Here is an 18,786-nt window from a genome sequence, read left to right on the forward strand (position 1 = left end):
CCGACCGCTAGTCATGATACCCGGCCCGTCGGTCATTCCAGACCGCGTGCTGAACGCAATGCGACGGCCGATTCCGAACATCTACGAGGGCGAGGTCGTCGACCTCACGTACTCGCTGCTGGATCGACTGCCCTCCATTGCCCGAACCGAGCACCGGGCATATATCGCCATCTCCAACGGCCATGGCGCCTGGGAGATGGCCATCACCAACACGCTGTCGCGCGGCGACAAGGTGCTGGTGCTCGAGGTCGGGCACTTCGCCACGAACTGGGCCGAGATGGCCGCGATGAGCGGCGTGAAGTTCGAAGTGCTGCACGCCGCCGACCGAGCGGCCATCGACCCCGATGCGGTCACCGAGCGGTTGCGGGCCGATGTGGGGCGGGAGTTCGCCGCAGTGCTTGTTGCGCAGACCGACACGGCGTCGTCGGTGCGCAACGACATTGCTGCCATCCGTCATGCCATGGACGAGGCTGACCACCCGGCCTTGCTGATGGCCGACTGCGTCGCCTCGCTGGGCTGCGAGCCGTTCGAGATGGACGCCTGGAACGTGGACGTCACCGTGGCAGGCAGCCAGAAGGGCTTGATGGTGCCGCCGGGTCTCGGCATGGTGTGGGTCGGACCCAAGGCGTGGGAGGCCCACCAGCAAGCTGACCTGCGCACTGCGTACTGGGACTGGACACGACGCACCGATCCCGATGCGCACTACTGGATCTTCTGCGGCACGCCGCCGGTTCAGCACCTGTGGGGTCTCTCCGAAGCGCTCGACATGATCGACGAGGAAGGCTTGGAGAACGTTTGGGAGCGCCACCGTGTGATGGCAAGCGCTATCCACGCAGCCGTCGACGCCTGGTCGGCCCCGGGCGGTCTCGAGCTGAACGTGCTCAATCCTGCGCATCGCTCGAACTCGGTCACGATGATCCGGACCGGCGAGGTCTCGGCGCAGCAGCTTCGCGCCACATGCGAGTCCGAAGCGGGGCTCACCTTGGGGCTCAGCATCACCGGCAACGCCGACGCCGAGTTCCGCATCGGCCATATGGGACATCTGAACCCGCCGATGCTGCTCGGCACGCTCGGCACTATTGAGGCGACCCTGGCGGCCGTTGATGCACCCATGGGCGCCTCCGGTGTGGCCGCCGCCGCTCAGGTCATCGCACGGGCTACCTCGCCGGCACCCAAACCGCCGCCAAGCCCCGAAGACCCCTGGTCCTGACCGCTGAACAGCCGTCACTCGCCAGCGGGCACACCGGCGTCCATCGCAATTCGGCTGGTGTGCCGATCAGGCGGGCGAGGACCACAGCGAGTCGATCGGCATTGAATACAGGCGATCGCCCATGCGATGCGCCGCAGGACCTGTATGCAGCAACAGACCGCAGCGAAAGCTGCCCGGCGCAACGTCGTCGAGCCGGTCGCGTAGCCAGCTCACGTGCCGCAGATCAGCCCGGCGGGGCGACGCACTGGCCTTGACCTCGATGGCCACGGTTGCGCCGTCGGCCCGTTCGAGCACGATGTCGATCTCTCTTCCGTCCTTGGCCCGGTAGTGCTGGATCGCGGCGGTCATGTCGCCTGCTGACAGCAGGCGGGCCACTTCATTGACGACGAACGTTTCGGTCAGTGCGCCCGTCATGGTTGACGTGAGCGGGCGCAATGCTGCGGGGTCGAGACCGCATAGGGCGGCGGCAAGCCCGGTGTCGGTGAGATGCAGTCGTGCCCGCCGCGTCACCTGACCGACACGGTCGCGCCCCCACGACGGCAGTTCGTGTACCAAGAACACCCGACGCATCCATTCCAGGTACGACTCGACCGTGGCGCGGTCGATGCCCAATCGACGTGACCAGTTCGCGATATTGACCACGCTTGAGGTAGAGGCAGCGGCCAGTGCCAGCAGGCGGGGCAATGCGGCGGACCGGCGGATGTCGCCGAGCGCGACGACATCGCGGCGTATGACCGTGTCCGCGTAGCTCTGAAACCACGTGCCGCGGCTCGCCGTGTCCAGACGCACCGCCTCGGGGAAGCCGCCCCGGCAGAGCAGTTCCAGATAGTCCGGGCGCGCCGTGGCTGATCGGCGCCCAAGATCAGGCTCGCCGTCGAACCAATCTCGGATGATCTCGGCGCTTGGTCCTATCACGGTGCCGCCGCCTGCTGGCAGACCTGTCGCGGCTGCGGAAACGGGGTTGGCGTCGCCAATGGCCGTGACCGGCCTCAAACTCGGGCTCGCCGCCGCGGCGAGTTCCGCCTGTGACAGGGGCCAGAGTTGCACGATGGCGGCGCGCCCCGCCAGCGACTCGCTGATCGTGGGCACGGTCAGAAAATGTGTCGAGCCGGTCAGCAGGTAGCGCCCGGTCCGCTGGGTCGCATCGACCGATCGCTTGACAGCCCGGACGATCCGGTCTCCACCAAGCTGGATCTCGTCGATGACCAGCGGAAACCGTTGGTCACCGACGAATGTCGCGGGGTCGGACATCGCCGCATCGAAGGTCGCCTCGTCGTCGAGCGGTGCGTAGGTGCCGCCCCGAGCCTCCGCGACCAGGCGCGCCAGCGTGGACTTGCCAGACTGCCGCGGCCCGTGCAACACGATCACCCGGAACGTGTCGAGCAGCGTTTCCAAGCGTGGCCGCAGATGTCTCGGAATCAGCATATCGGCGGCCACAGTCAGGCATCGTACTGCCTAATCACAAAACAGCGAAGACACTATTCATAATTTGGAGTGCACTCTGTTCCTAGTTTCTGGGAAGCACTACTCCAAGAAGTGCGGTGGCACTGCCGCAAGCAGCTGGAGGTGCTTGCGGCCGACGCGGCCGCGCCGAAGCTCAGGCTCGGTCGGGGTTCCGCAAGGCGTCCAGTTTGGCGATGCGGGGATCGTCTGGGCCGAGCAGACGCTCGATCTCCCCGGTCGCCGTTTCGATGTCGAAACTGTCGATGGATGCCATTGCCTCGATGTCCATCCAGTCCTTGCCGCGGTCGAAGAACGCCTTGAACACGGCGAGGTCTCCGCACGCCAAGCACGGCAGCATGACTCCTTGAAACTCCCGGGTCTGGATCCGGTTGGCTGCGGCTACATGGAATTCAGTTGTGTTCAAAAAGATGTCAATCGGAACGGTTTCCCACCAGAATCTGGCTTGCCCGTCGCGGGCCAGCCGCTCTCGGGCCTCCTCGGTGATCTCGGTGCCGACAGGCAGCCCGAGGAGCACTGACTCGGCGTCTACAGGGTCGACGAAGATGTTGATGTCGATGTCATTGGTGACGCGGGCCTGAGGCGTACACCAATTCAGAGCGATCGCGCCGCCGAACGCGTGCGGGACATCCGCCTCGGCCATAGATGCGTGAACGCGGCGGATACGTTCGGCGAAGCTCAACGACGAGGTCATTGACGGGGGAAGAGTGGATAGTCCAGTTCCGTTCTCTGCCGCGGAGGGAACGCATCTGCGAGGGCGAGGATCGACGCCACCTCCGGCCCACGATGCGCTTGCCAGTCGGTGCCGCGCAGCGATTCGATGAGTCGCCGGTCGTCCTCTGCGCAGGCCGCGACCATGCGCTCGATCCAACGCTTCCGCTGAGCAATGGTTTCAGCGCTGTCGGCCATGTCACCATCTTGCCATTCATGACGACACTCTCGACATGCGTTCGTGACACGCCAACGACTGCGTCCGGCAGATTGAGCTTGCAGCAAACCGGCCTGCCGCTGGCCTGTTCTAACCGCTGACGAGCTGGCGGATCAGCACCACGGTTGCGCTGGTGGCAGCAACGCTCAGCACGATGATCCGAAAGTGCGTGCCTGCGAGGCGCGGCCGCAGCCACCTGCCGATCGGCAGACCCAGTGCGACGGCTGGCAGCAGGGCCAGGCCGAGCCAGAGCTGGCGCAGGCCGAAATCGCCGATGACGGCGTTGGCGGCGATGATGGCCGCAGCCACCGCCACCATGAATGTGCCGAGCGTGGCTCGCAGCGCGTCGGGCTTCCAGTGGCTGGCGAACACGGCGTAGACGGGGCCGGGCACTGCTGCGACCGCAGACGAGAACGCAGTGCCCGCGCCGGCGGCGTAGTCGGCCCGGCGGCCTTCAGGCGGCCGGAAGCCCACAGCCTGCATCGCCACAGCAACGAGCACGAAGATGCTCACTGCAATGGCGAGCGAGCGCTCGTTCAAGTTGAAGGTCAGTGCCACACCAGCGGCGACGCCAATGGGAGCGGCAGTCAACTGGCGACCCAGAGCCGGCCGATGCAGCGCCGCCCGATCGGCGATGGCGTTGCGCAAGTTGACACCGCTGGCCACCAGCAGCATCGGCCCTGGCACAAACGTCGGCTCGATCACCACCAGGACCGGCCCGGCGATCAGCCCCATGCCGATGCCGATGCACGCTTGCGTGCCTGCGCCTGCGCCGATGAACAGCGCTGCGACGACGTACTCCCAGACGCTCACACCGGCAGGTTGCCGGTCGCGGCCGCAGTGCTTCCGGTGTCGGTGTACGCGGCGATGGTGCGCTGCGCGATGCGCATCTGGTGCACCTCATCGGCGCCGTCGGCGAAACGGGCCCAGCGGGCGTGCTGGTACATGTGGGCCAGCGGGGTGTCGGTGGAGTAGCCGAGCGCGCCGTGCACCTGGATCGACCGGTCGATGACCCGTCCCAGCATGTTCGCCACGAAGTGCTTCGCCATCGACACCTCGGCCTTGAAGTCTTCGCCGGTGCCGGCCTGTGCCCGGTCGACCTTGTAGGCCGCATGCAACACCATCAGCTTCGCCTGGTACAGCTCCATAGTGCTGTCGGCGATCATCCACTGGATGCCCTGCTTCTCTGCAAGCAGCGACCCGTGGGCGTACCGGTTGAGCGATCGGTCGACCATCATGTCGAGCGCCGTCTGGGCTTGTGCGATCCAGCGCATGCAGTGCGCCAAGCGGGCCGGTCCCAGCCGGTACTGGCCCAGCAGGTGGCCTTGGCCGCGGCTGCCCAGCATCTGGCCGGCGCCGACCCGCAGGTCCTCGATCAGAATCTCGCTGTGGCCGGTCGAGCCGTGCATGGTCTCGATCTGGCGGACTTCGGTCCAGCCGTCCGCAGGCAGGTCCACGATGAAGGCCGAGTTGCCGGCCTGGGGAATGTCGGGGTTGTCCTCGGTGCGGGCGATGAGGATGGCGAATTTGGCACGGTGCGCATTCGAGATGAACCACTTGTGGCCGTTCAGCACCCACTCGTCGCCGTCGGGATAGCCGCGGGTCTGGATGAGCGTCGGATCCGAGCCGGCCACTTCGGGCTCGGTCATGGCAAAGCACGACTCGGCGCGGCCTTCGCACAGGGGCGCCAGGTAGCGCTGCTTCTGGGAGTCGGTGCCCCAATGCAGCAGCGTGTGCATGTTGCCTTCGTTGGGCGCTTGGCAGTTGAGAACCCACGGGCCGAATCGAGTCTTGGCTGCCTCCGCCTGCACCATGGCCATCTCGACGTGGCCGAGCCCCATGCCGCCCCATTCGGTGGGCATATGCGGCAGCCACAACTGCTCGTCACGCGCTCGCTGACGCATGCCCAGCAGCGCAGTCACGTATGCGTCGCGGTCGGTTTCCTCGAGCTGTTCGGCATCGATGCGACCCTCGACAGGACGCACTTCGGCATCGATGAACGCGGCGATGCGCTTTCTGAATTCTTCGAGTTCGGGACTCAGGCTGAAGTCGATGGCCATTGGTGCCTACTCCTGCGAATGTGCCGTGGGCGCTAGATCGTGAAGGGTTCCCCGTCGCCCCGCTCGCGAACTGCGATCTCGGACACCGGCTTGCGGCTCAGCTTGGTGAGCTGCTTGGTCGGTTTGCCGATCGGCAGCAGTGCGCAGACTGCCTCCCAGTCCTCGAGGCCGAGGAATTCCTTGGCGGCGGGCTCGTTTGCCGACAGCAGCGTGGTCATCGCTCCGCCCAAGCCTTCGCTGCGAGCACCCAGCAGGATGTTCCAGGCGAACGGGTACACCGATGCGCCGCTGACCACACCGATGCGATCCTGCTCCTTGTCGATCGAGGCGACCACGCGCAGATCGACGGTGATCACCAGCACCACCGGCACCTGATCCATGTGCGAGAACATCGGAAGCGGGAATTTCAACGATTCGTCGGCCATGGCTTCTTCGATGTTCACCGACGAGGGGTTGTAGCTCTGCCAGTAGACCTCGCCTGCAGCAACCTGCGCAGCGGCGACGCGCATTGCGGGGAAGCACAACTCGCCGAGACGCTTCTTGCGGGCGGGATCGCGCACCACGATGACTTTGTGGCCCTGGCGATTGCCGCCGCTGGCGGCGAACCGGGCATTGTCGAAGATGCGGTACAGCACCTCGTCGGCGACTTCGTCGTCGGTGAAGTCCCGAGCGGCGAACGTGGTGCGCATGACGTCGTAAAGCTCCATCGCGACAGTCAACCATCGTTGCCGTATGGACGCAGCGGGCCGCAAGAGTTCTTCGTGTGCGCGGCCCGTGGCCGTGCGCCACAATCCCCGGTGTCGAGAACCGATAGGCCAAGACCACATGGGGTAGTGCCGTGACGCTGAATCGAGTCCTCATCGCCAATCGCGGTGAGATTGCCATCCGCATCGCCAAAGCCGCCGACGCCCTGGGTTTGGACTCGGTGGCGGTGCATGCACCGGTCGACGAACGCTCACTGCATCTCACGGCTGCCGATGCCGTGGCGGCGCTGCCCGACGGCGACCCCATAGCGGCCTACCTGGACATCAGCGCGTTGATCGAACGAGCCCGAAGCCACGGGTGCGACTGTGTGCACCCCGGGTACGGATTCCTGGCCGAGAACGCGTCGTTCGCACAAGCATGCGCAGATGCAGGACTCGTCTTTGTGGGTCCTTCGCCCGAAGTGCTCGAGCTGTTCGGCGACAAGGTGCGCGCCCGTGCACTTGCTAGTTCGCTCGACATCCCCGTAGTGCCGGGCTCGGAGGGTTCCTTCACCGACGCGGCCGCTGCGGGCGACGCTGCAGCCGCCATCGGCTTCCCGGTGATGCTGAAGGCGGCGGCCGGGGGCGGCGGCCGGGGCATGCGAACGGTCGAGCGACCGCAGGATGTGGCAGAGGCCTTCGAGCGCTGTTCCAGCGAAGCCGCCGCGGCATTCGGCGACGGCACGATCTTCGCCGAGCGACTCCTTCAGCGGCCCCGCCATATCGAGGTGCAACTGCTGGCCGATCACCACGGCAGTGTGGTTCACCTCTTCGAGCGGGACTGTTCGGTGCAGCAGCGCAACCAGAAGGTCGTCGAGATCGCGCCGGCAACCGCCATCGACGGCGACCTCAGGGCTCGCCTTCATGACGATGCCGTACGCCTGGCCCGTGCAGCCGGGCTCATCAACGCGGCGACCGTGGAATTCCTCGTGGTGCCCGAGACCGGCGAGTACTTCTTCATCGAGACCAACCCGCGCATTCAGGTCGAGCACACCGTCACCGAGCAGGTCACCGGCATCGACCTGGTGGAGGCTCAATTCCTGATCGCCGGCGGTGCCTCCCTGGGATCGGTCGGCATCGGCTCGCAGGATGCCGTCGAATGCCGTGGCTCTGCGGTGCAGGCCCGTGTGGTGGTGACGGGGAGCGGTGCGATCACGAGCTACCAGGAGCCGTCAGGGGCCGGGATCCGGGTCGACGCCGCGGGCTACGCCGGTTACAGCCCGCCGCCGAACTTCGATCCGCTGTTGGCGAAGGTGATCGGCTCGGCAGCCAGCCTGCACGGCGCCGTCGCCCGCACAGCCCGTGCACTGGCCGACTTCCACGTCGGCGGCCTGCGGACCAACATCGATCAGCTGCGGGCGATCCTTGAGCATCCCGATGTGTCCGCGGGCGATGCCCGCACGACGCTGCTGGCCGAGAACCCGGCGTTGTCAAGCGGTGCATCCGGTGGGGGCAACGGACTCGCGGGCCCGCAAGCGTCGAAGCTCTCGGCGCTGCTCGAACCCACACCGGCGGATGACGGCAGCGCAAAGTCCGCGACCTCGACGACGTGGCCCGACCGGGCGATGGGTGCCGACGAAGTGGGGGTTGCCAGCCCGGTGGGGGCGAGTGTCGTCGAGGTCCGTGTCAGTACCGGCGACATGGTCACGGCCGGACAGACGCTCGTGGTGCTGTCGGCAATGAAGATGGAAACCGAGGTCGTCGCGCCGTCGGCGGGATCGGTCACTGCGCTGCGTCCGATGCAGGCGGGCGAGACGATCGGCGCCGGAGACCTGCTCGCTGTGATCACGGCCGACGCAGATGCGTCCACAGCGCCGAGCGAAACGACCTCGGCAGCCGAGCTTGACCACGACGAGGGTTGGCTGCCGCAGCTTGACGATGTCCGCACGCTGCAGCAGCTCGCCGAGGATCGCCTCAGTCCCGAAAGCGAAGAACTGGGCGTCGTGCGCCAGCGGAACCGGGGCAAGCTGCACTGCCGGGACCGCATCCGCTTGCTCCTCGACGACGGCAGCTTTCGTGAGGTCGGCAGCCTCGCGGGTTTCGCTTCCTACGACGACGAGGGCGAGATCGCGGCATTCACGCCTGCCAACCACGTCGGCGGCACCGGCAAGATCGACGGCCGCGGCGTGATCGTGTGTGCTGATGACTTCACATCCCGTGGCGGCCACGCCGACGGCGCCATCGGTGCCAAGAGCTTCTATCTGGACCTGCTGTCCATGGAGTTGGGCGTGCCCTCGATTCGCCTGCTCGACGGCTCATCGGGCGGTGGCAGTGTCGCCTCCATGGTTCCCGAGCAGAAGCGGGAAGGCGAGAGCACTGCCAAGGAGAGCTCGGGCGCGATCCGCTCAGGCCGCCCCCGGGTGTCCGGAGGCGGCGGATCATTCCTGCCTTCCCATCTCGGCAGCACCGAATACGCAGAGCAGCTTGCGACGGTGCCCGTGGTGAACATGCTGTTGGGCAGCGTGGTCGGCATCGGCGCCGCGAAGGCCGTGCTGGGTCACTTCGCCGTCATGGTGCGCAACATCTCGCAGCTCTTCGTCGCCGGACCGCCGGTCGTGAGTCATGCGATGGGCTACGACATCTCCAAGGAAGACCTCGGCGATTGGCGCATCCACTGCACCAACGGCTCGGTCGACAACCTGGCCGATACCGAGCCGGAGGCCGCTGCGCAGGTGCAGCGGTTCCTGTCGTACCTGCCGTCATCGGTATACGAGGCGCCGCCGGTGCTCCCGCCCGATCCGGACGACCCCACTGACCGCTGCGAAGAAGAGCTGCTCACGCTGATTCCCCGCAAGCGCACCACCACCTTCGATATCCGTCGCGGGATCGAGCTGATCTGCGATCGCGGCTCGTTCTTCGAGATCGGGCCACTGTGGGGGACCGACCAGGTCGTCGGCTTCGCCCGCATGAACGGGCACCCGATCGGCGTGCTGGCATCGGATAGCCGCCACCCCAACGGCGGCGCGCTCACCGCAGACGGCTGCGACAAGCTCACGCGCCACATCGACCTGTGCGACGTGTTCCACGTGCCGATCCTGAACCTCGTTGACAACCCCGGCTTCGCGGTCGGCAAGGAGCACGAGATCACCGGCGCCATCCGCAAGGGCGCCACTTGGATGACCGCGTTCGCGCAGGCGACGGTGCCGATCTACACCGTGCTGATGCGGCGGAGCTTCGGCGTGGCCGGCAACAACTACGCCACGCCGCGACGACAGCACAGCGCCCGTGTGGCGTGGCCTGCTGCCGACGTGGGCGGCATCCCGCCCGAAGGCGGCATCGAAGCCGCCTACAAGCGGCAGCTCGCAGAAGCGGACGACCCGGTTGCGTTGCGGGCTGAGCTGGAGGCCCGCATCGAGGCGGCACGCGGCCCGATCGGCCCGCTGAACCGCTTCCAGATCGAGGAAATGATCGACCCGCGCGAAACCCGCCCGCTGATCTGCGAGTGGATCGACGGCGCGTACGAGATCGTCCGCCGCCCCGTACGGCTCACTCAGCGTCCCATCGCGTTCCGTCCCTAACGGCGCTTCCTCTCATCGCCGCCGATGGCACGGATGCGTGCCTCGTCGGCCAGATTCGCGACGAGCCCGCGGAAGATCACCTTGTGAACGGGAATCAGTGCCCACCAGTACAGACGTCCCAGCAGATCCTTGGGGTGGAACCGAGCCCGCTGGCGCAGCTCCACGCCGTCATCCACCTCGCTGAGTCGCCATTCCAGCCACGCTTCGCCGGGCACGCGCATCTCCGCCCTCAGGCGCAGCAGGCCGGGCGGCTCGCACGCCTCCACCCGGAAGAAGTCGACGGCGTCACCCATCCGTAGCTCGTCGGGATTGCGGCGGCCGCGCCGCATGCCGACGCCGCCGATGAGCTTGTCGAACGCCCGCGCAGCTCCCACAGCTTCTGTGCCGTATACCAGCCGCGGTCGCCGCCGACGCCTGAAATGGCAGCGAACACGTCGCGGATCGGCGCATCCACAACCTCGACGCGTTCATCGGCGTCGTGCCCGCGCTCGACCAAGTGCGGGACCAGCCGCCCGCCGACGTAGCCGGTCGCGCCGAGCACTCCTATCCGCATGACCCCAGTCCGCATGACCCCAGCATCGCTCTGGCCCCGAGGTTCCGGTCGTCGCGATGGCGTCGAGTTCAGGCGGGTTCGACTGACCAGACCTCGGGCGCGGTTCGCGGCGGGAACTGGGGCGCTGAGGTCAGCGGTCCGTTCGCCGCGATGCCTGCTGTCGCTGCAGGGCGTCCGGCAGCAGCGCCGTTAGGAGTGACGGCCGGTCCTGATGGAGGAATCCCGGGTTGCGGGCGGTCGGCAGTGGACGCCGGCTGGACATGCTGGACAGGCGCCGGCGCGAGGGCGCCCACGTAGTCCCGCACCGGATTGCCGCTGAAGCTGTAGACGGCGAGACCGACGATGGCGATCAGGGCAATGGTCAGGAAAGCCAGCCGGTAGCTGTACACGTCCCGGAGCACGCCGACGAAGAGCGGACCCGTGGCGGCACCGAACACCATCAGGAGCGAGCCGAAGCCGTAGATCCGCGGGTAGTCCTTCACTCCGAAGGCGTCAGCCAGGATCAGCGGGTGCAGCATCAGCAGATTGCCCATGGCGGCACCGAGAACCACGACTCCCGGCAGCAGCAGTCCCCAGTCGCCTGCGAGCGCCAACAGGCAAAGCCCGGCTGTCTGCACCACCATCAGGCCACCCGACAGCAGCCGCATCGGCACCTTGGCCGCCGCAATGCCGCCGCCGATCCTGGCTACGACGCTGGTGCCAGCAAGCAACGCCAAGGCGGTGCCTGCTGCCTCGATGCCGATGCGCGAGTCGGCGAGGTTGTGCAGATGGTGGATGGCGCCGACTTGGCTTCCCATCACCAGCACAAATCCAATCGAGACAAAGATGAAGAACCGGGTGCGAATCGCCTGCTCGAAGGGCGTCCCCGGCACGTCGTCGCTTTGGCTGCTGCTCGTCGCGCTTGCGCCGTCGGGCAGCAAACCCACATCGCGGGGCCATGCCCGCAACAGCAGCCAAGTCAGCGCCAGAATCGATACGCCGTAGATCAACGCGTAGCGCCATGCCCAATACACCAGCGTGTCTGCTGCGATCTGGCTGCTCATGCGTCGAGTGATGACGATGCCGCCAATCGACAGGCCGGTGGACGCTATCGAGAGTGCCACCGAGCGCCGGCGTTCGAACCAGCGCGTCACCAGGGTGGTCGTGGGAACCAGTCCGGCCAATCCGAATCCGATGCCGAAGATCAACATCACTCCGATGAGCTGCCACCAAGTCCGGACTTCGCTCAGCAGGCCGAGTCCGGCGGCACCAATGGCGGCACCGATCGTGAGCACCCAGCGCACGTCGAACCGGCTGATCAGCTTGCCGGTGAAGTAGCCGAGTACACCTGAGGAGCCCAAGAAAACCGTGGTGCCCAGGCCAGCCATCCACGTCGGAAAGCCCTGTTCTTTCACTAGCGCCGTCAAGAAGACGCCTTGGCCATAGAACGCGAATCCCGAAGTGATCATCATCACCCCGAAGACGCCGGCCAGCACGACCCAGCCCCGAACGAACGGCTGGCTGCGCTCAGCAGTCGCCACCGGCACATTCATCGCGGAACAGCCTGCCAGCTAACTTGCCCCGATGCGCCTGCAGGCGAGCATGCTCGTCGTCGCTTGCGACGGTTTGACGCACATGAGCCAGCACTCGTGGGATCGATGAGACTGTCCGGTCGCCGGGTGGCGCTGAAAGTGAGACCAAGCCCATGGAGATGATGAAGGCCGGCCGGATGGTCGACGTCGGCCGCATGGAGTGCGAGGAGATCCCCGTGCCGGCGTTGGGCGGGGTTTCGTCGGGGGCCGCACCATCGAGCCGTCCCGACGCGGCGCTGGGCATGACGGCGGTCGACCACGACGTGCTCATCCGCTCCGAGATGGCGTCGATCTGCGGCAGCGACCTGCACATGGTGATGATGGGAGCCGGTCTTGCGCACCGCCCGCCGTGCCCGCATGGTTTCCCCGGGCACGAGGGCATCGGCATGGTGGTCGAGAGTCGCAAACCCGGCCTCGCTGAGGGAACCCATGTGCTGACGTTCCCGAATCCGCCGGTGGGCGAGTGCTTCAACGCTTTCCAGCGCATCAACTCCGGCTATTGCGTACCGCTGCCGGCCGGCGACGTGCCGCGCTCTCACCTGCTGATGGGCCAGCAGCTCGGCACGGTGATCTACGCCATGCGCCAGCATCCCCGAGATGTCTCCGGCGAGACCGTCCTCGTGATGGGCCAGGGTTCCGCAGGCCTGTTCTTCACCTATCTGCTCAAGCGGGCCGGCGCAGAACGGGTGATTGTCTCGGACCTTTCACCGACGCGCCTGGCGGTTGCCGAGGCCTACGGCGCCGACGAGTGTCTGAACGCGGCCGAACTCGGGAATCCTGGCGTCATCGAGGCCGTCAAGGACATGACCGATGGTCGTGGTGCCGACTACGTCGTTGAGGCGGTCGGTCGCTCAGACACGTTTTTGGACTCCGTCGAGCTCGTGCGCATGGACGGACAGCTCCTGTGGTTCGGGCTGCCGTCGACCGACGACAACATCCACGTCCGCTTCCAGAAGTTCTTTCGCAAACGGCTCGCGGCGGCGAGCACCTACGGGGCGCAGGACGAGCCCGGCGCGATGTCATTCCGCCAAGCGCTGCGTCTCATCGCCTCGGGCGACATCGACGTGTCGCCGCTGCTGAGCCACGTGTTCGACGTGAGCGAGATCGGCGATGCCTTCCGGCTCGCTCACGAACCCCACGACGCCGGCGCGCTCAAGGTTTCTGTCAGCTTCAGCTGACCGCCTCCATGTCCGAGGGGTTGTTGAGGTGCTCTTGTGACAGTGCTTGTCGCAGTCTCGATCTTCTGTGCGCGCTGGTCCAATTGGAGCGATGTATCCATCTTGTGTCTGATTAGTGCTGCAAATGGCATCGTATCCATATGGAATAGGTACAACTTCTTGGCGCTTCGCGGTTTTGCTCAGTGCTTGCGGTTCGTCTTCAGGCACGTTGGCGCGCCGATCGTCGACGACAGCACTGTCGAGACGATCGAGTCGTTCAGCATCGAGATCGCGTACCTCACCGGAACTCCGGCCGCCGACACGACCGCGACAGCGACGATTGTCGATAACGACGGGACTGTTCTGGGTCTGCCTTCGGTCGCGCCGTGCGACGGGATTGTGCTGAGTGGTCGGGTGGCTGGGGTGTTCGATATCGCACAGTCGGGCTACGCGAGTGATTCTCATGCGTTCGTCGACATCGATGTGACCTGCGGCAGTCCCAGTGGTGCGGTGGGGCTGCCGGCCGGCGTGGGGGTCGTGTCGGGCCCCGCGTCAAGTCTGGGGGCGAGCAGTCATTGCATCACCCGTGTCGGCACACAGCGGCTGACCCGCTCGACCGGCGCAGGCCAGGGCTGCGTCACCTACACGGTGACGCGATCGATCAGCGGGTACACGGCGGGCCGCTCGACGCACATCGTTCGCATCCCCGACAGCAGCATCGGGCGGATGCATCAGCTGCTGGTGTGGGTGGACGCCGACCGCGACCGCACCTACGACGCCGGCATCGAGCCCGGCATGACGACCGCGGAGCACGGCGAGCTTGTGGCGTTGCGCAAGCGGGTACGCGAGCTCGAGACCGAGCTGGCGATCCATCGTCGAGCGACCGAGCTGGGTAAGAGGGACGTCGGCCCAAAAGGAAGTTCGCGGCCATACCGAGCACCCCACCCGCGAGGGCAAGGTCTGCTGCGCTGTGGTGCTCGACACCTTCAGCCGCCGCGTCGTGGGCTGGACCCGCCGACTCCCGGGCCACCGCGTCGCTGGCCGCCAACGCCTTGGAAATGGCGATCGAGGGCCGCAACCCCACCGCCGACGAGACCGTCACCCCGCAGCGACCACCGCACACGCATCCACGAAACTCAAGGACCCCCAGAGCCTCCGCCGCTGCCGGGGTGAGCGCACCGCCGCGTAAGGGTCAAGCCAACGCGCGTACGCCTGCTAGCGCAGGCCGATGCGATCGAGCACCGTGGAGGTGTCGGCCACCAGGCCGGTATAGAAGGCGCCGAATTCGCCGTAGACGGCGCTGGCCTCGTCGAAGCGCATCGTGTACACGACGTCCTTGAGGTCGTCGAGGTGCTCGCCGAACAGCGTCACGCCCCACTCGAAGTCGTCGACGCCGGTGGACCCGGTCACGACCTGGGTGATCCGGCCCCGGAACTTGCGGCCCGACGTGCCGTGCTCGTACATCAGCTCACGCCGCTCGTCATAGGGCAGCGTGAACCAGTTCCCGCTGCCGGGGCCCGCTGCGTTGCGGCGCTTGGACATCGGATAGAAGCAGAACGCCTGCTTGCCCTCGGGCGGCAGCTGCGGGTACAGCCGCGGGGTCTTCATCTCGGGCGGCAGATCCGGCGCGTACTCGCTCACCTCGGTCATCGAGACGTAGCTGTCGGCGACATCGAGACCCGCCTGCTGCAAGCGCGTCTGCAGGACTCGCAGCCGCCACAGGTCAGGACCCAGCGCCATGACGCCCACATCGGCCTTGTGACCCAACACGGCCACCACCAGCACATGGTGATCGTCGTCGGCCGTGCTCTCGATGGCGGCAAGCACCCCCGCACGGTCGGCGGCAGGCGTGAGCTTGCAGAACAGGTGCAGCACGCCCCATCCCACCGACGTCGTCACTTCAGGCTGCTGCGACACGGGCGAAGCCTATGAATTCAATCCAGCCGTTGCGGGGGCCTCGAGCGGCTGCGCCCGCCGGCTCTCCAAGTGCCCGCAGTAGACGTTCAGCTCGTCGCCCCGCGCGAAGCCCGCCAGCGTGATGGCTGCGGCCCTGGCGGCCTCGATCGCCAGCGAGCTGGGTGCGCTCACGGCGATCAGCGTGCCGATGCCCGCCGCCCACGCCTTCTGCACCATCTCGAAGCTTGCCCGGCCGCTGACGAACAGGGCCATCGCACCGGCGTCGTCGCGCCCGTCCAGCAGTCGCCTCCCGATCACCTTGTCGACGGCGTTGTGGCGGCCGATGTCCTCGCGCAGCACGTCGATGCGGCCCTCGGCGTCGAAGGTGGCAGCAGCGTGCAGCCCGCCGGTGCGGCCGAACATCTCCTGTGACGCAGGCACCGCCGCCACCACCGCACCCACGGTGCCGACGTCGAACCGGCGGGTCCCCGACAGCGGCCCGAGGCGTGCGGCCATGTCGGTGATGGTGGTGCTGCCGCAGATGCCGCAGGCAGCGCTGACGTTTCCGAGCCGGGGCGCGGGCACCGGCGCCTCGCCGCCGGTCTCCACGGTGACGACGTTGTACTCGAACTCGGCCGCAGGACCCTCGCCGCAGTAGCGGACACCCGTGACGGCCGCCCCGGCGAGCAGACCGTCGCCGGCACAGAACCCGACTGCCAGCTCGTAGTCGTTCCCCGGCGTGCGCATGGTGGTGGCCACCAAGTGCCCGTCGAGACGGATCTCGAGCGGCTCCTCGACCACGACCTCGTCGGGCGAACGCCCCCAACTGCCCTGGCGCAGGCGGTCGACCAGCACCCGCATCGTGCGCCCCCGCCTCATCCGGTCAGGGTATCGCCGCCCCCTAGCCCTGATTCTTCACGAGTGTGGGGTTCTGGTTCGCGGAAGAGCCTCTCTGAAACGCTTTGGGCGACCCGAGCCGGTGGCACGACGCCCGCGAACGCCCAAAGCAGCGCCGCAGCCGCGCTCAGGCAGTTGCAGGGGCGCTTCATAACTGCGCGCTGCCGCCGTCGCCGCCGTACCCCCTTGTTCCGTTCTGCGGAACCCTGCGCTATGCGTCGGTGGTGGGGTGGAGGCCGTGCAGCACCATGGCGGCGAATTGGCGGGCTAGGTCGTCTAGGCGCAGCTCGCCGCCGGGCCGATACCAGCTCGCCAGCGAGTTGAGGCCGGAGATCATCAGCCGGGCGAGGACTTTGGGGCTGGTGTCGTCGCGCAACGAGCCGTCGGCCTGACCCTCCGCCAGCAAGCCGACCCACAGGTCGGCGAAGTCGCGCAGGGCGCTCGTGAGCTGCTCGCGAGTATGCGGGGGAGACTCGTTGTAGCAGCGGATGTTGGCCACCGTGAAGCTGCTCTCGGCCACGATGCAGTTGACGTACGCCACGATGGTCTCGGCCAGCCGCTCGGAGCCCTGCGCATCTGGGCCGAGCGCTGCCAGCGACGCATCGATGGCGTCGCGGGCGTGATCGATGCCGACCCGCAGCACCTCCTCGACGATCGCGTCCTTGGAGTCGAAGTGGTAGTAGAGGCTGCCCGCCTGCATCTCGGCGGCGGCGGCGATGTCCGTGAGCGTGGTGGCGGCGTAGCCGCGGCATGACAGCAGCCGGGCAGCGGCATCCAGGATGCGCATGCGGCTGCGCTCGCCCTTGCGGATCCGGCGACCGCTGCCGTTGTTGTCGTGGTCGCCGTTGCCGTGGTTCTCGTCGATTTCGGAGTCGGCAGTGCTGTCGACGGGGTCCGACTCTGTGAGCGCGCCGCTGGCTGCATCGGTGCTGTTCATGCTGCAGAAGAACCTAGTCGTGAACGGACGTTCATGCAGTGGCAGAACGCCTGCGTGAGTGTGCGGCGGCACCGCAGCCGACCTCGATACGACACAGGGGTGCCGCGCGCCGCAGCGGCCGACCCTCAACGCCTCACCAGCCTCGGACCGCACCACAACGGCACCCACTGGGCCCTCGCCTGACCCTCCACCGAACCCGAACCCGCCGACGACACCGCCGGACCCGTCCGCGATCACTCCGCGGACGAACCAACCGCCCCACAAGCCGATTGCTCAACGATCTCCTAGGCGGATCGGGAACGCGTCCCGGATGGCTTTGTCGACCGCAGGGCTGATGTGTGACGGCCAATGGTTCTCCAAGGTGGCCGTGACCTGGTCGTGGGCGACGTCGTGGGCGGGCCGGCTGCCGGCGTCGGTCCAGTCCTCGGGGGTGTCTCGGTTGCTGACCAGCGGGTACAAGTACTCGGTCTCCATCAGCTCCAGCGTCTGCTGGGAACCCAGGAAATGTCCCGGTCCGGCGATGACTTCCGCGATGAGATCGGCCGACAGGGTGTCGGTGTTCACCTCGATGCCCCGCACGGTGCGGTTGATGGCGCCCAGCATGTCGTTGTCGATCACCAGCGCTTCGAACGAGCACGCCAGCAGGCTGGCCAGCATCCCGGCTGACTCGTAGACGATGTTGGCGCCCGCGTGGCCCGCCAGCGCCACATTCAGGCCCTTCTCGTAGCCGTCCTGCGCGTCATTCACCTTCGAGTCGGTCATGCCGGCTGCCACGCCGGTGGGCAGGCCGAGCCAGTGGCCCACCTGAGCCGCAGCCGCGTTGAGTATCCCTTCCTCGCCCGAGCCACCGCTCATCGCGCCAGTGCGCAGATCGGACACGAACGGCCACATGCCCAGCAGGCACGGATGCCCGGGTGACAGCAGATTCACGAACGTCAGACCGCCGAGACACTCGGCGAGCGCCTGCGTGAGTGCGCCAGCGAGCGCAGCAGGGGCCGTGGCACCCGCTTGGCCGGCCGAGAGCAGGTTGATCGGCATGCCGGTGCGCACCTGGGCGACCAGGCACTTCGCCGATTCGGGTGCGAAGCGCAGCGGCGGGACCACGAAGGTGTTGTTGGCCGCCATGACGGGCCGCTTGGAGAACTCTCCCGGGCCGCCGAGCGCCATGTCCAGCATGTCGACGGTCTCGTACACCCATCGAGGGTCGAACCACGAGGAGCCGCCCGGCTTCGTCGTGCTGCGCATCACCGCGTAGGCGGTGGTGAGATCGAGGTCGCGGGTCTCGACGAGGTCGCGGGCCACCACCGTGCGCACGTAGAAGTGCAGGTTGTCGAGCGTGTCGACGAGGCGGCCGCAGTCGTACACGTCCTGCGCCAGCGACTCGCGGAACGTGCCGGTGACGTGGTCGTACATGAGCACCGCCGCACCGGAAGTGCCGAAGTAGACGTGCTCGCCGCCGACATGCACCGATCGGTCGTCGTCGAAACCGTGCCAGATCCACTCCTTGGCGGCGGTCTCGATCGTCCGCTCGACGATGCTGCGGGGCAGGCGCAGGCGGCCGCTGTCGTCTACCCGGGCGCCGAGCGGCAGTGCCGCCTCGATGAACTCGTCGAGCGGGTCGCCCATGCCGACGTCTTCCAGCAGCCGGAGCGCCGTGTCGAAGACCTGAGCCATGTCATTGTCGGTGAGCGGCTTGAAGCGGCCGGCCGGCAAGCCGGGGCGCACCGGACGGCGGTCGCGTTCGGGCACGGCTTCGCGGACAGCAATGCGGCCGGCTCGCCCGCCGCCGCGGCGACGCCTCGACGGCTCGGCAACTGGCTCCGGTTCAACCATCTCGGACATCATGCGCGATCAC

At 67.1% G+C, this 18,786-nt stretch carries 16 protein-coding genes; 4 read left to right on the forward strand and 12 right to left on the reverse strand.

From position 1 onward, the window contains the following. Nucleotides 1-58 precede the first annotated feature (58 nt). Nucleotides 59-1,210 (forward strand): pyridoxal-phosphate-dependent aminotransferase family protein, encoded by a 1,152-nt coding sequence (locus ACOGXQ_RS16340; RefSeq protein WP_419944665.1) that lies wholly within the window; start codon nucleotides 59-61, stop codon nucleotides 1,208-1,210. Nucleotides 1,211-1,276: 66 nt separating this feature from the next. Here the strand turns inward: ACOGXQ_RS16340 and ACOGXQ_RS16345 are convergent, their stop codons facing one another. From ACOGXQ_RS16345 to ACOGXQ_RS16370, 6 genes are all read right to left on the reverse strand, one after another. Beyond that, nucleotides 1,277-2,647 (reverse strand): ATP-binding protein, encoded by a 1,371-nt coding sequence (locus ACOGXQ_RS16345; protein ID WP_419944666.1) that lies wholly within the window; start codon nucleotides 2,645-2,647, stop codon nucleotides 1,277-1,279. 160 nt (nucleotides 2,648-2,807) lie between these two features. Beyond that, nucleotides 2,808-3,314 (reverse strand): hypothetical protein, encoded by a 507-nt coding sequence (locus ACOGXQ_RS16350; RefSeq protein WP_419944667.1) that lies wholly within the window; start codon nucleotides 3,312-3,314, stop codon nucleotides 2,808-2,810. A 47-nt stretch (nucleotides 3,315-3,361) separates the two neighbouring features. Continuing rightward, nucleotides 3,362-3,580, reverse strand: a complete 219-nt coding sequence (locus tag ACOGXQ_RS16355) for a hypothetical protein (protein WP_419944668.1) — start codon at nucleotides 3,578-3,580, stop codon at nucleotides 3,362-3,364. Between the two features lie 109 nt (nucleotides 3,581-3,689). Then, complete coding sequence (locus ACOGXQ_RS16360) at nucleotides 3,690-4,412, reverse strand: TSUP family transporter (protein WP_419944669.1); 723 nt, start codon at nucleotides 4,410-4,412, stop codon at nucleotides 3,690-3,692. Next, nucleotides 4,409-5,659 carry an acyl-CoA dehydrogenase family protein gene (locus ACOGXQ_RS16365; protein ID WP_419944670.1) on the reverse strand — a complete coding sequence of 417 codons (1,251 nt, stop codon included), beginning with the start codon at nucleotides 5,657-5,659 and terminating at the stop codon, nucleotides 4,409-4,411. Before ACOGXQ_RS16365 ends, ACOGXQ_RS16360 begins: the two co-directional genes overlap by 4 nt. Nucleotides 5,660-5,691: 32 nt before the next feature. Beyond that, nucleotides 5,692-6,366, reverse strand: coding sequence for a nitroreductase family protein (locus ACOGXQ_RS16370; RefSeq protein ID WP_419944671.1), 675 nt, complete (start codon nucleotides 6,364-6,366; stop codon nucleotides 5,692-5,694). A gap of 131 nt (nucleotides 6,367-6,497) precedes the next feature. Between ACOGXQ_RS16370 and ACOGXQ_RS16375 the strand changes: the two genes are divergently transcribed. After that, a complete protein-coding gene (locus ACOGXQ_RS16375) occupies nucleotides 6,498-9,920 on the forward strand; it encodes a carboxyl transferase domain-containing protein (RefSeq protein ID WP_419944672.1) in 3,423 nt (1,140 codons plus the stop codon). Here the strand turns inward: ACOGXQ_RS16375 and ACOGXQ_RS16380 are convergent. After that, nucleotides 9,917-10,294: a DUF2867 domain-containing protein gene (locus ACOGXQ_RS16380; RefSeq protein ID WP_419944673.1), complete on the reverse strand. Its 378-nt coding sequence runs from the start codon at nucleotides 10,292-10,294 to the stop codon at nucleotides 9,917-9,919. The two genes, ACOGXQ_RS16375 and ACOGXQ_RS16380, sit on opposite strands and share 4 nt — an antisense overlap. Before the next feature lie 247 nt (nucleotides 10,295-10,541). Continuing rightward, a complete protein-coding gene (locus ACOGXQ_RS16385) occupies nucleotides 10,542-12,005 on the reverse strand; it encodes an MFS transporter (protein WP_419944674.1) in 1,464 nt (487 codons plus the stop codon). A 152-nt stretch (nucleotides 12,006-12,157) separates the two neighbouring features. On the opposite strand from ACOGXQ_RS16385, the gene ACOGXQ_RS16390 reads away from it, so the two are divergent. Both ACOGXQ_RS16390 and ACOGXQ_RS16395 read left to right on the forward strand, forming a co-directional pair. Next, nucleotides 12,158-13,222, forward strand: a complete 1,065-nt coding sequence (locus ACOGXQ_RS16390) for a zinc-dependent alcohol dehydrogenase (protein WP_419944675.1) — start codon at nucleotides 12,158-12,160, stop codon at nucleotides 13,220-13,222. A gap of 186 nt (nucleotides 13,223-13,408) precedes the next feature. Further along, nucleotides 13,409-14,374 (forward strand): transposase, encoded by a 966-nt coding sequence (locus tag ACOGXQ_RS16395; protein WP_419944676.1) that lies wholly within the window; start codon nucleotides 13,409-13,411, stop codon nucleotides 14,372-14,374. A gap of 42 nt (nucleotides 14,375-14,416) precedes the next feature. Here ACOGXQ_RS16395 and ACOGXQ_RS16400 read toward each other — a convergent pair whose 3' ends face one another. From ACOGXQ_RS16400 to ACOGXQ_RS16415, 4 genes are all read right to left on the reverse strand, one after another. Beyond that, complete coding sequence (locus ACOGXQ_RS16400; protein ID WP_419944677.1) at nucleotides 14,417-15,118, reverse strand: chlorite dismutase family protein; 702 nt, start codon at nucleotides 15,116-15,118, stop codon at nucleotides 14,417-14,419. Nucleotides 15,119-15,127: 9 nt separating this feature from the next. Next, nucleotides 15,128-15,976 carry a formate dehydrogenase accessory sulfurtransferase FdhD gene (gene fdhD / locus ACOGXQ_RS16405; protein ID WP_419944678.1) on the reverse strand — a complete coding sequence of 283 codons (849 nt, stop codon included), beginning with the start codon at nucleotides 15,974-15,976 and terminating at the stop codon, nucleotides 15,128-15,130. A gap of 229 nt (nucleotides 15,977-16,205) precedes the next feature. After that, the gene (locus ACOGXQ_RS16410) at nucleotides 16,206-16,931 is read right to left on the reverse strand and encodes a TetR/AcrR family transcriptional regulator (RefSeq protein ID WP_419944679.1); all 726 of its coding nucleotides are present in this window, start codon (nucleotides 16,929-16,931) and stop codon (nucleotides 16,206-16,208) included. A 273-nt stretch (nucleotides 16,932-17,204) separates the two neighbouring features. Then, nucleotides 17,205-18,764, reverse strand: a complete 1,560-nt coding sequence (locus ACOGXQ_RS16415; RefSeq protein WP_419944680.1) for a trimethylamine methyltransferase family protein — start codon at nucleotides 18,762-18,764, stop codon at nucleotides 17,205-17,207. Between the last annotated feature and the right edge of the window lie 22 nt (nucleotides 18,765-18,786).

The organism is Candidatus Poriferisodalis sp., from assembly GCF_965208485.1.
Classification (GTDB): Bacteria; Actinomycetota; Acidimicrobiia; order Acidimicrobiales; family Poriferisodalaceae; genus Poriferisodalis.

Bases quoted from the DNA above. Each gene is read 5' to 3' on its own strand.
- ACOGXQ_RS16340 (WP_419944665.1), top strand. From the start codon at position 59: ATGCGACGGCCGATTCCGAACATCTACGAGGGCGAGGTCGTCGACCTC.
- ACOGXQ_RS16350 (WP_419944667.1), bottom strand. From the start codon at position 3,314: ATGGCCGAGGCGGATGTCCCGCACGCGTTCGGCGGCGCGATCGCTCTG.
- ACOGXQ_RS16355 (WP_419944668.1), bottom strand. From the start codon at position 3,580: ATGGCCGACAGCGCTGAAACCATTGCTCAGCGGAAGCGTTGGATCGAG.
- ACOGXQ_RS16365 (WP_419944670.1), bottom strand. From the start codon at position 5,659: ATGGCCATCGACTTCAGCCTGAGTCCCGAACTCGAAGAATTCAGAAAG.
- ACOGXQ_RS16370 (WP_419944671.1), bottom strand. From the start codon at position 6,366: ATGGAGCTTTACGACGTCATGCGCACCACGTTCGCCGCTCGGGACTTC.
- ACOGXQ_RS16385 (WP_419944674.1), bottom strand. From the start codon at position 12,005: ATGAATGTGCCGGTGGCGACTGCTGAGCGCAGCCAGCCGTTCGTTCGG.
- ACOGXQ_RS16390 (WP_419944675.1), top strand. From the start codon at position 12,158: ATGGAGATGATGAAGGCCGGCCGGATGGTCGACGTCGGCCGCATGGAG.
- fdhD (WP_419944678.1), bottom strand. From the start codon at position 15,976: ATGAGGCGGGGGCGCACGATGCGGGTGCTGGTCGACCGCCTGCGCCAG.
- ACOGXQ_RS16410 (WP_419944679.1), bottom strand. From the start codon at position 16,931: ATGAACAGCACCGATGCAGCCAGCGGCGCGCTCACAGAGTCGGACCCC.
- ACOGXQ_RS16415 (WP_419944680.1), bottom strand. From the start codon at position 18,764: ATGGTTGAACCGGAGCCAGTTGCCGAGCCGTCGAGGCGTCGCCGCGGC.